Raw genomic sequence first — 10,998 nt, forward strand, 5'->3', positions numbered from 1 at the left:
ATCCGACAAGGCCGTCGTCCCATGATCTCCATGTCCTCTTTCCACGCCATGCTTATCCCTATTCTGATCGGCATGATCATGCTCGCCGTCGGCTTCAACTTCCGCGACAAGCCCCTGGGCGTATTCGGCATGTGGATCGGTATGCTGCTGATCCTGGGCACCGTGGTGTACAAGATCCTCGCCAAACTGGCCGAATGACGATTGCACTCGTACACTCGCTCAACCCGTCGTTTTCAAGGTTGACCGCCTCGTGCTTTCCCGTCTGTTTGCCCTGCCCTGCTGTTTCCTGATCGCCCTGCTCACGCTGCTGCCGCTCTCGCCCGCCCAAGCGGTGGGCTTGCCCGGGCTGCTCAGCACCAACAAGACCCAACCCCACGCCGAAGTGCCGCTGGGGCAGTCGCTGGACGAGGTGATCAAGACCCTGGAAAACGACCAGCAGCGCACCCAGTTGCTGAGCGACTTGAAGAAGCTGCGGGCCGCCACCCAGAAAGCCCAGCCCGCCGCCGAACAAGGCGTGCTCGGGCTGATCGGCAGCACGCTGTCGGGCCTGGAGCAGCAGTTCTCCGGCGCCGACAGCCCGCTGGGGCGCTGGTCGAATGAAATCGATCTGGCCAAGGATGAACTCAGCGCGTTGATGCTGCCGGCCAGCGAATGGCTGCCGATCATTTTCGGCTTTGCCATGATCCTCGCCGTGTGGAGCCTGCTGGCCGCCATGTTGATCTGGCTGAGCCACCGGGTACGCGAGCGCTTCGGCCTGCCCGAGGAGTTGCCGCAGCATCCGCGCACCTGGGACATGCTGCGCTTCGCCCTGCGTAAGCTGGGGCCCTGGCTGATCGCGCTGGTGATCACGGTCTACCTGAGCTACGCCCTGCCCTCGTCCCTGGGCAAATCCCTGGCAATGGTGCTGGCTTACGCCTTGGTGGTCGGTACCTGTTTCTCGGCAATCTGTGTGATTGCCTTCTCCGTGCTTGACGGCCCGCACCGCCATCGCGCCCTGTATATCCTGCGCCGTCAGGCGTTCCGCCCGCTGTGGTGGATCGGCAGCTTTGCCGCCTTTGGTGAAGCCTTGAGTGATCCACGCTTGGTAACCGCGCTCGGCCAGCACCTGGCCCACACGGCGGCCACGGTCGCCAATGTGATGGCCGCACTGTCCACCGGCGTGTTTATCCTGCGTTTCCGGCGGCCGATCGCCCACCTGATCCGCAACCAGCCACTGTCGCGCCGCCTGACCCGCCGCGCCCTCAGCGACACGATCGAGATCATCGGCACCTTCTGGTACATCCCGGCCCTGCTGTTGGTGGGTATCTCGCTGTTCGCCACCTTCGTCTCCGCCGGCGACACCAGCACCGCCCTGCGCCAGTCGCTGTTGTGCACCGTGTTGCTGGTGTTGTGCATGGTGATCAACGGCCTGGTGCGTCGCCATGCGCTCAAGCCGCAACGTGGGCACAAGCGCCATGCGCTGTACTCCGAGCGCCTGAAAAGCTTCGTCTACACCCTCGCCCACCTGGTGGTGTGGCTGGTGTTTATCGAACTGGGGCTGCGGGTGTGGGGGCTGTCGCTGATTCGCTTTACCGAAGGCGATGGCCATGAAATCAGCGTCAAGCTGTTTGGCCTGGGCGGCACGCTGCTATTTGCCTGGCTGATCTGGATCCTCAGCGACACCGCGATCCATCACGCCCTGACCCGCTCGCGCAAAGGCCTGGCCAATGCACGTGCGCAGACGATGATGCCGTTGATCCGCAACGTGCTGTTCGTCACCATCTTTATCATCGCCGCCATCGTCGCCCTGGCGAACATGGGCATGAACGTCACGCCACTGCTGGCCGGTGCCGGTGTGATCGGCCTGGCTATCGGTTTTGGCGCACAGTCGCTGGTAGCCGACTTGATCACCGGCCTGTTCATCATCATCGAAGACTCCCTGGCGATTGATGACTACGTGGACGTCGGCGGCCACCTCGGCACCGTCGAAGGCCTGACCATCCGCACCGTGCGCCTGCGCGACATTGACGGCATCGTGCACACCATCCCGTTCAGCGAGATCAAGAGCATCAAGAACTACTCGCGGGAGTTCGGCTATGCGATCTTCCGGGTGGCAATCCCCTACAACATGGAAATCGACGACGCGATCAAGCTGATGCGCGATGTCGGTCAGAAGATGCGCAACGACCCGCTGCAACGCCGCAATATCTGGTCGCCGCTGGAGATCCAGGGCGTGGAAAGCTTCGAATCCGGCAGCGCGATCCTGCGCGCGCGGTTCAAGACGGCGCCGATCAAGCAGTGGGAAGTGTCGCGGGCGTTCAACTTGTCACTGAAACGGCATCTGGATGAAGCCGGGCTGGACCTGGCCACGCCGCGCTTGAGTGTGCAGGTGGTGACGGGGGCTGCGGGGGGATTGGAGAAGGGCAAGAACGCGTAAGGTCATGACGAATGTGATGAGCTTGTTGTGGCGAGCGGGCTTGCCACAACAGGCCCGCCCACCACAACAGGCCGGACTACTGCAGGTTTTGCGTCAGGCCAGTGCAGCGCCGTCCATCTTCTGGCGCAGGCTCAACGGGCGCATATCGGTCCAGGTTTCTTCGATGTAGGCCAGGCACTCTTTCTTCAAGCCGCTCTTGCCCACGGTGCGCCAGCCTTCCGGCACGGCCTTGTAGTCGGGCCAAATGGAATACTGTTCTTCATGGTTGACCACTACCTGAAACAGGATGTCGTCGCGGTCGAATACTGAGGTCATTGCTGTTCTCCATCGTTCAAAGGCGGGCTGCGCACCACGCGCAGCGCTGATATCTGTAGAAACGTACCAACACGCGAAAAAATTAGAGGCCGGCGACGGCTGCCGCCAGCGCGCGCCCGAAGATCTCGGCCACGCGGTCGATTTCTGCGGCGGTGATCACCAGCGGCGGGAGGAAGCGCACCACGCTGCCATGCCGCCCTCCCAGCTCGAGGATCAAGCCGCGCTTGAGGCATTCGCGCTGCACCAGCGGCGCCAGCTGGCGATGCACCGGCGGGTGGCCCTGAATATCCAGGGCGCCGTCCGGGTCCACCAGTTCCACGCCGAGCATCAGCCCGCGCCCGCGAATATCCCCCAAGTGCGGGTAGTCACGCTGCAGGATGCGTAGGTGTTCGCCCAGGCGCTCGCCCATGGCTGTCGCATGGCCGGCCAGGTTGTGCTCCTTGAGGTAGCGCATCACCGCCGAACCGGCCGCCATCGCCATCTGATTGCCACGGAACGTCCCGGCATGCGCGCCCGGCAGCCAGGTGTCGAGCCAGTCGCGATACACCACCACCGCCAACGGCAGGCTGCCGCCGATGGCCTTGGACATCACCACCACATCCGGAATGATGCCGGCGTGCTCGAAGGCAAACATCTTGCCGGTACGGCCGAAACCGCTCTGGATCTCATCGACGATCAAGGCCACACCCGCCTGCTCGGTGATGCGTCGCAGGCCGCGCAGCCAGTCGAGATCGGCCGGGATCACCCCGCCCTCGCCCTGCACCACTTCGACAATCACCGCCGCCGGCAGCAACACCCCGGCTTCCGGGTCGTTGAGCAGGTTTTCCAGGTAATGCAGGTTGACCCGCACACCTTCTGCGCCGCCCAGACCGAACGGGCACCGGTAGTCGTAAGGAAATGGCAAAAACTGCACGCCATTGCCGAGCAAGGCGCCCAAGGGTTTTTTCGGCCCCAGGCTGCCCATCAGACTCAACGCGCCCTGGCTCATGCCGTGATAACCGCCTTGGAACGACAGCACCGTGCTGCGCCCCGTGGCGGTGCGCACCAGTTTCAATGCCGCTTCCACCGCGTCGGTACCGGTGGGGCCGCAGAACTGGATCCTGGCTTCCCGCTTCAACTCCGCCGGCAGCAGGCCGAACAGGTCCTGCACGAACTGGTCCTTGACCGGCGTGGTCAGGTCCAGGGTGTGCAACGGCAATTCGTCGCTCAGCACTTGCTGGATGGCTTGGATCACGACCGGGTGGTTGTGTCCCAACGCCAGGGTGCCGGCGCCGGCCAGGCAGTCGATGAAGCTGCGGCCTTCCACATCTTCCACGTAGATCCCCTTGGCGCGCTTGAGCGCCAGGGGGATGCGCCGCGGGTAACTGCGGGCGTTGGATTCCTGCTGGCGCTGGCGGGCCAGCAGCGGGCTTTCGTCGAACTGATAAAGCGTTTCATGCACCTGGGTATCTTCGATACGGCTGGTAGCGACTGACATCTCTCGATCCCTCAATACGCGGATAATGGTGACCAAACTGCCGATCCGTTGGCGTCTGGCCCAAGGGCATGCGCACGGATTTCCTGTTCTGGAAACGCACCAGCGATAAGAGGATTTAGGGGGCAGTGATTGTTGACTGATGGATGAGATCAAAGTCCGCGGTATTTTTCATTCAAGGCATACAGGATCGCGCAGGTCTCTGCATCCAGCACGCCAGAATAATCCCGCGCCCGAAAGTGCATCTGAAACGCACGGGTGCGCTGCTCGAACGCCTGGCGATTCTGCGCCGGCTTATAGCCATAGCGCTGAAATGCCCGTTCCACCTCCACTTCAGGCGGCAACCCGACACAGAACCGGCGCTGGTACATGGCCCGCATCGACTCATCGAACCACGCTCCCACTCCCGCCTCGAACAAACCGCGCCACGGCAGGCGCGGCCCCGGATCGCTCTTGCGCCAGTACGCCACGTCGGAATGCCCGAGAATATCGGCCGGGCCGATCTGCGGATAACGCCCAAGGATGTCGCGAAGCAACGCAATCAACACCGCCACCTGCTCCTGGCCGTACGCTGGAAAGGTGAATACGCCCCCGTCATCCCGGGCCAGGTTGACGATTTCGATGCCGATCGCCCGACTGTTGAGGTTATCGCGCCCGGCCCAATAACTCGCTCCGGCATGCCAGGCGCGCTGGTTTTCGTGCACCAGGCGAAACACGCGCAACTCGTCATACCCGGCGGCACGGTAGCCGGGCTCATCGGGATCAGGCAGCAGGTAATGAGCGCTGACGCCGTTTTGCGTCAGGGTGCGCAAGGAGGAGGCGAAAGGCGCCGCGGTGTAATGCAGGATCACCTGCCGCACGGGTTCGCCGTGACGTTCGTTGAAATCCCTGGCTGGGAAACTGGTATCGATGACCAACATAAGAACCGTCCTTTTCAATACAGGCCGAGTCTTTCGGCCCGTTCAAGCGCAAAAAAATTACCGCCATCCTGAAGGGTTGAACTTCAAGCGGGCGGTAACTATTTGGCACATGAAAAAACGCGGTCAGTGTCGCAACGGCATACCCAGCTCGACGCGCAGGCCATCCACCTGGCTGTCGAACGTCAACGAGCAGGAACAGCGCTGCACGATCGCCTGCACGATCGCCAGGCCCAGGCCACAGCCCTCGCTGTTGCCATTGCGCCAGAAACGTTGGGTGAGGTATTGCAGGTCTTCGGGGGAAATCTGCTTGCCGTGGTCGCGCACGCGGAAGATCACTTGATCAGCGGCGGTGAACACACTGAGTTCCACCCGGGTGTCTGCGGGTGTGTGGCGCAGGGCGTTGTCCAGCAGGTTGCGCAGGGCCGCGACCGCCAGGCCCACCGGCATGTCCACCGGGGTTTCGCTGAGGTTGTCCGCCAGGTTCAGGTCGATACGCGCATTGTCGCCGGCATTCGCGTCCTGGATCGCCAGCCGCGCCACTTCCTCGGCGCTGGACTGCAAGCCATCGTCGAACGACAGGCTGCCTTCCACCCGCGCCAGCAGCAGCAATTGCTCCAGGGTCCGATGCAAGCGGTCGGCGCCCTCCTCGGCATGGGCCAGGGACTGGTCGCGGGCCGCGCCTTCGGTCATACGCGCCACTTGCAGGTGGGTCTTGATCGCCGTCAGCGGGCTGCGCAACTCGTGGGCAGCGTCACCGGTGAGGCGGCGTTCGCGTTCGATGGTCTTGGCGATGCGCTGCAACAGTTGGTTCTGGGTGTCGAGCAGCGGCTTGAGTTCACTGGGCAGCGGGTGGATCTGTAACGGTTCGAGGGAGTCGGCACTGCGGCGCATCAGCGCGTCACGCATGCGGTTGAGCGGCAGCAGGCTCTGGCCGATGCCCAGCCACAACAGGCACAGGCAACCAAGCATTGCCACGCCCACCGGCACCGAGGCGGCGAGCAGGATCGACAGGTTCAGGGCCTCGCGCTCCACCTGACGGTCGGCGGTGGTGATCAACAGGTCGCCACGGGACAGGGTAAAACTGCGCCAGCCCACACCGTCGATGACCTGGTCACGAAAGCCGCTCTTGCGCGACTCCAGGCCCTCATCCGGCGTGGTATGGCTGCGGGCGAGGATTTCCCCGCGCAAGGAGCTGACCTGGCACGCCATACCCCCCGGTACATTGAGTTGCTCGGCACTGAAATGCGCGCCGCCGCTCACACTGGCCAGGCCCGGCATCTGCTCGGTCAGGCCCGCCACCATGCGCGCCGACGCCACCAAACGCTGGTCGAGGGAGAACATCATCTGGTTGCGCAGGTCGTTGAGCATCCAGGCCGCCGCCAGGGCCCAGATCAGCACAAACGCGGCGCCGAGCTTGAACGTCAGGCGCAGGCGCAGGCTTTTCACGAAGCATTCTCTCCATCATCTGCCGGGCCGAGGCGATAACCCAGGCCGCGCACGGTCTCGACGATGCCGTTGCCCAATTTGCGCCGCAGGTGATGGATATGCACGTTGAGGGCGTTGCTTTCCAATTCATCGTTGAAGCCGTAGACGCTGTCCTTGAGTTGTTCGCTGGACAGCACCCGACCTTTGTTGTGCAGCAAGGCCTGCAACAGCGCCTGTTCACGCCGGGACAGGTCCACCGGCTGGCCTCCCAGCAGGGTTTCGCGGCTGCTCGGGTCGTAGGTCAACCGGCCGTGCTCGATCAGGTTGACACTGCGCCCCGCCATCCGGCGCAACAGGGTTTGCAGGCGTGCGGCCAATTCGCGCAGGTCGAAAGGTTTGAGCAGGTAGTCATCGGCACCGGCTTGCAGGCCGTCGACGCGGTTGGTCACCGAATCCCGCGCGGTGAGGATCAGCACCGGAATCTCCAGGCCCTGGCTGCGCAGTTGCTGCAGCAGCTTAAGGCCGTCTTCGTCGGGCAGGCCGAGGTCGAGCACCATGATGTCGAAGGTCGCCGCCTTGAGCATCGCCCGTGCAGCCGCCGCCGTGGCCACGCGCTCGACTGTAAAGCCCTGGGCACCGAGGCCGGCCACGATGCCGCTGGCGATCAGTTCGTCGTCTTCACAGACCAGTACGTGCATGGTGAACCCTTCATGAAAGATGGGGTGATTAAAAGTGCAGCGGATTAAGCGCAGATTATGCCGTGAAAAGATGCAAGCTCAGATATTCCCTACACTTTAGAATAGCGCCCGGTTAATCATCGGTTAATCAACGCCACACATTGTGTGCCTCACTTGCATCGAACTAAGGCTTGACCATGCGGCATCTGTTTACCTTTCTGCTGGTGTTATTCGCGGGGTTCGCCCAGGCCGCGCCGGGCAATCCGTTTGAGACCAAACCCGATTTCCTCCCGGTGGGCAAGGCTTTCACCTTTACCTCCGAACGTCTTGAAAGTGGCGAAACCCAGCTGTATTGGCAGATTGCCGACGGTTATTACCTGTACAAGCAGCGCATGAAGTTCGATGGCCTGGCCGAAAAACCCGCGCTGCCCCAGGGCGAAGCCCATAGCGATGAGTTCTTTGGCGAGCAGGAAGTGTATCGCCAGGGCCTGGAAGTGAAGATTCCCGCCGGCGTCACCGGCCAGGTCAAGCTGGGCTGGCAGGGCTGCGCCGATGCGGGCCTGTGCTATCCGCCGCAGTCGATCACCGTGGACCTGGGTGGCAACCCGGCCGTCGCCGCGACCGCCGAAGCCCAGGACCAGAGCCTGGCCAGCGGCTTGCAGCAGCGCAGCCTGGGTTGGAGCCTGCTGGTGTTCTTTGGCCTGGGCCTGCTGTTGGCATTTGCACCGTGTTCGTTGCCGATGCTGCCGATTCTCGCCGGCCTGGTGGTGGGCAGTGGCGCCAGCCCACGTCGCGGCTTTGCCCTGGCCAGCAGCTATGTGGTGTGCATGGCGCTGGTGTATGCCGCACTGGGCGTATTGGCCGCGTTGCTTGGCAGCAACCTCGCCGCGCTGCTGCAAACCCCATGGATCCTCGGCAGTTTCGCCGCGTTGTTTGTGATCCTCGCCCTGCCGATGTTCGGCTTTTTTGAACTGCAACTGCCCGTGGCCTTGCGTGACCGCCTGGATAACGTCAGCCGCAACCAAAGCGGCGGCAGCCTGGTCGGCGCCGGGGTGCTCGGCGCCCTCTCCGGCCTGCTGGTGGGGCCGTGCATGACGGCCCCCCTGGCCGGTGCACTGCTCTATATCGCCCAGAGCGGCAATGCCCTGCATGGCGGCCTGATCCTGTTCGCCATGGGCATCGGCATTGGCGTGCCGCTGCTGTTGCTGGTCACCGTGGGCAACCGTTTCCTGCCCAAGCCGGGCACCTGGATGAATGTGCTCAAGGGCATCTTCGGCTTCCTGTTCCTGGCCACCGCCGTGCTGATGATTCGCCCGGTGATCGACGAAAGCCTGTGGCTCGGCCTGTGGGGCGCGCTGGCTATCTCCGTGGCCTATTGCGGCTGGCGCCTGGCCCAGGATTTCGGGCGGGTTGCCATGCTGTTCGGCGCCGGTTCCGTGGTCGTGGGGTTGTGGGGCGGCCTGCTGCTGGTGGGTGCCGCGGGTGGCAGCGATGACCTGTGGCAACCGTTGAAGGTCTACAGCGGCTCGCGGACCACTGCCGCCCCCACCGCCCACGAAGCCTTCATGACCCTCAATGACCCCGCCGTGCTGCAAAGCCAGCTCGACAGCGCCAAGGCCCAGGGCCAATGGGTGCTGGTGGATTACTACGCCGACTGGTGCGTGTCGTGCAAGATCATGGAGAAACAGGTGTTCGGCAAGCCCGAAGTGCTCGACGCGCTGAAGGACGTACGCCTGCTGCGCCTCGACGTCACCGCCGACAATGCCGCCAGCCGCGCACTGCTGGGCCGCTACCAAGTGCCGGGGCCGCCCAGCTTCGTGTGGATCGGCCCAGACGGTGAGGAACGCCGCGCCCAGCGAATCACCGGCGAAGTGGATGCCGCCGCCTTCCTGCAACGCTGGACTCAAGCCCGGGACGCCCTCTGATGCTGACCCTGACCATCGGCACCTTCGCCATCGCCCTGAATCACATCCTGCTGATCAGCGCGTTGATTCTCGCCACCCTGGTGGGTTGGCGCGTGGCCAAGCGTGGCGGTGAGAATCCGGAATCGGTGCTGTTCAGCCTGTTCCTGCTGGGCATGCTGGCGGCGCGCGTCAGCTTTGTACTGATGTACTGGAGCTACTACAGCAACGACTGGCTGCAGATGGTCGACCTGCGCGACGGCGGTTTTCTCGCCTGGCCCGGTGTCGTCGCACTGATCCTCGGTGCACTGCTCTATGGCTGGCGTCGCCCGGCGCTGCGCAAGCCGCTGAGCGCCGGGGTCATCACCGGGCTGGTGTTCTGGGGCATGACCAGCCTGTCCTTGAGCGTGTATGAAAAAGGCACACGCCTGCCGGACATCACCTTGCGCAACGCCAATGGCGAGGTCGTGCAACTGGCGGATTACCAAGGCGGTCCGCTGGTGATCAACCTGTGGGCCACCTGGTGCCCGCCGTGCCGCCGTGAAATGCCGGTGCTGGAAAGCGCCCAGCGCATGCGCCCGGACGTGACCTTCCTGTTCGTCAACCAGGCCGAGAGCATGCAAAGCGTCAGCACCTACCTGGCCACCCAGGGCCTGAACCTGGACAACGTATTGTTCGACGCCAGCGGCCGCCTCGGCCAGGCCGTGGGCTCCATGGCCCTGCCAACCACGCTGTTCTACCAAGCCGACGGACGCCTGATCAACAGTCACCTGGGTGAGTTGTCCCAGGCCAGCCTGGCCCGCGCCATGGAAACCTTCGACACCGCCCCTGCCGCCACAAGGAAACCGACATGCCTCGCCTCCGCCACCTGCTGACCCTGCTGCCGCTGACACTGGCGGCCACCCTGGCCCAGGCCGAAGACTGGCCGGCACCGATCAAACAGATCGAAGCCAAAGGCGCCAAAATCCTCGGCAAGTTCGACGCGCCCAGCGGCCTCACCGGCTACGCCGCGCAATACCAGAACCGTGGCATGGCCCTGTACCTGACCGCCGACGGCAAGAGCGTAATCGCCGGCAACCTGTACGACGCCCAAGGCAATGACCTGAGCAGCGCGCCCCTGGAAAAACTGGTGTACGCGCCGATGGCCAAGGAAGTCTGGGCCAAGATGGAAAAAAGCAGCTGGATCCAGGACGGCGACGTTAAGGCACCGCGCATCGTCTACCTGTTCAGCGACCCCAACTGCCCTTACTGCAACATGTTCTGGGAACAGGCGCGGCCATGGGTAAAAGCCGGCAAGGTCCAACTGCGCCACATCATGGTCGGCATCATCCGCGAAGACAGCGCCGCCAAGTCGGCCGCCCTGTTCGCCGCCAAAGACCCGCAAAAAGCCCTGGAAGAACACGAAGCCGCCGGCAAGGGCAGCAAATTGCAGGCGCTGGCCAAGATCCCGGCGGATATCGAAGCCAAGCTCGATGCCAATATGAAGTTGATGGATGAGCTGGAACTGTCAGCCACGCCGGCGATTTTCTACCTGGATGACAAGGGTGGCTTGCAGCAACAGCAAGGAGCGCCGTCGCCGGATAAGTTGGTGAAGATTATGGGACCGAAGTAAGCGGCGCCTGGTCTGACGCCATCGGGGCATGGGTATCTACACAACTTTCAGGCTGAAAAATCTCTTTGTGGTGAGGGAGCTTGTTTCCGTGGCGGCCTTCGGGCCGACCGCTTTTTGGGGTTTGGGTGAGTACATATCCGTTGCTGCGGTAACGGCGGCTATGGGTTCCGCCCTTACGGCGGGTCACTTTGGAAAAGCCCCAAAGTAACCAAAGGGCTCTTGCCCCACCACTCGGTACCTCGCCTAGGCTCGGTATGC

General features: G+C 63.3%; 10 protein-coding genes. 5 read left to right on the forward strand and 5 right to left on the reverse strand.

The window, feature by feature from the left end; genetic code table 11:
• Positions 1-21 precede the first annotated feature (21 nt).
• Both FBY10_RS31490 and FBY10_RS13020 read left to right on the forward strand, forming a co-directional pair.
• On the forward strand, positions 22-198 hold the full coding sequence (locus FBY10_RS31490; RefSeq protein ID WP_010208820.1) for a hypothetical protein: 177 nt from the start codon (positions 22-24) through the stop codon (positions 196-198).
• Between the two features lie 52 nt (positions 199-250).
• Complete coding sequence (locus FBY10_RS13020; protein WP_145336509.1) at positions 251-2,416, forward strand: mechanosensitive ion channel family protein; 2,166 nt, start codon at positions 251-253, stop codon at positions 2,414-2,416.
• A gap of 93 nt (positions 2,417-2,509) precedes the next feature.
• On the opposite strand, the gene FBY10_RS13025 is transcribed toward FBY10_RS13020, so the two are convergent.
• The 5 genes from FBY10_RS13025 to FBY10_RS13045 form a co-directional block, all read right to left on the reverse strand.
• Positions 2,510-2,731 carry an MbtH family protein gene (locus FBY10_RS13025; protein ID WP_017527671.1) on the reverse strand — a complete coding sequence of 74 codons (222 nt, stop codon included), beginning with the start codon at positions 2,729-2,731 and terminating at the stop codon, positions 2,510-2,512.
• Positions 2,732-2,813: 82 nt separating this feature from the next.
• On the reverse strand, positions 2,814-4,208 hold the full coding sequence (locus tag FBY10_RS13030; RefSeq protein WP_145336511.1) for an aspartate aminotransferase family protein: 1,395 nt from the start codon (positions 4,206-4,208) through the stop codon (positions 2,814-2,816).
• A gap of 149 nt (positions 4,209-4,357) precedes the next feature.
• A complete protein-coding gene (locus tag FBY10_RS13035; RefSeq protein ID WP_145336513.1) occupies positions 4,358-5,125 on the reverse strand; it encodes an N-acetylmuramoyl-L-alanine amidase in 768 nt (255 codons plus the stop codon).
• Positions 5,126-5,248: 123 nt separating this feature from the next.
• The gene (locus tag FBY10_RS13040; protein WP_145336515.1) at positions 5,249-6,571 is read right to left on the reverse strand and encodes an ATP-binding protein; all 1,323 of its coding nucleotides are present in this window, start codon (positions 6,569-6,571) and stop codon (positions 5,249-5,251) included.
• Positions 6,568-7,248, reverse strand: a complete 681-nt coding sequence (locus FBY10_RS13045; RefSeq protein ID WP_065927228.1) for a response regulator — start codon at positions 7,246-7,248, stop codon at positions 6,568-6,570. The genes FBY10_RS13040 and FBY10_RS13045 overlap by 4 nt, the downstream gene beginning before the upstream one ends.
• A 176-nt stretch (positions 7,249-7,424) precedes the next feature.
• On the opposite strand from FBY10_RS13045, the gene dsbD reads away from it, so the two are divergent.
• From dsbD to dsbG, 3 genes are read left to right on the forward strand one after another with little or no spacing between them, the layout of a single operon-like run.
• Positions 7,425-9,152, forward strand: coding sequence for a protein-disulfide reductase DsbD (gene dsbD / locus FBY10_RS13050; protein WP_145336517.1), 1,728 nt, complete (start codon positions 7,425-7,427; stop codon positions 9,150-9,152).
• The gene (locus tag FBY10_RS13055) at positions 9,152-10,003 is read left to right on the forward strand and encodes a TlpA disulfide reductase family protein (RefSeq protein ID WP_145336519.1); all 852 of its coding nucleotides are present in this window, start codon (positions 9,152-9,154) and stop codon (positions 10,001-10,003) included. Before dsbD ends, FBY10_RS13055 begins: the two co-directional genes overlap by 1 nt.
• Positions 9,979-10,740: a thiol:disulfide interchange protein DsbG gene (gene dsbG / locus FBY10_RS13060; protein ID WP_145336520.1), complete on the forward strand. Its 762-nt coding sequence runs from the start codon at positions 9,979-9,981 to the stop codon at positions 10,738-10,740. Before FBY10_RS13055 ends, dsbG begins: the two co-directional genes overlap by 25 nt.
• Positions 10,741-10,998 lie beyond the last annotated feature (258 nt).

The organism is Pseudomonas sp. SJZ103, from assembly GCF_007828335.1.
Lineage (GTDB): Bacteria > Pseudomonadota > Gammaproteobacteria > Pseudomonadales > Pseudomonadaceae > Aquipseudomonas.

Excerpts from the sequence above, each read along its gene's own strand:
- FBY10_RS31490 (WP_010208820.1), top strand. The coding sequence starts at position 22 with ATGATCTCCATGTCCTCTTTCCACGCCATGCTTATCCCTATTCTGATC.
- FBY10_RS13025 (WP_017527671.1), bottom strand. The coding sequence starts at position 2,731 with ATGACCTCAGTATTCGACCGCGACGACATCCTGTTTCAGGTAGTGGTC.
- FBY10_RS13030 (WP_145336511.1), bottom strand. The coding sequence starts at position 4,208 with ATGTCAGTCGCTACCAGCCGTATCGAAGATACCCAGGTGCATGAAACG.
- FBY10_RS13035 (WP_145336513.1), bottom strand. The coding sequence starts at position 5,125 with ATGTTGGTCATCGATACCAGTTTCCCAGCCAGGGATTTCAACGAACGT.
- FBY10_RS13045 (WP_065927228.1), bottom strand. The coding sequence starts at position 7,248 with ATGCACGTACTGGTCTGTGAAGACGACGAACTGATCGCCAGCGGCATC.
- dsbD (WP_145336517.1), top strand. The coding sequence starts at position 7,425 with ATGCGGCATCTGTTTACCTTTCTGCTGGTGTTATTCGCGGGGTTCGCC.
- FBY10_RS13055 (WP_145336519.1), top strand. The coding sequence starts at position 9,152 with ATGCTGACCCTGACCATCGGCACCTTCGCCATCGCCCTGAATCACATC.
- dsbG (WP_145336520.1), top strand. The coding sequence starts at position 9,979 with ATGCCTCGCCTCCGCCACCTGCTGACCCTGCTGCCGCTGACACTGGCG.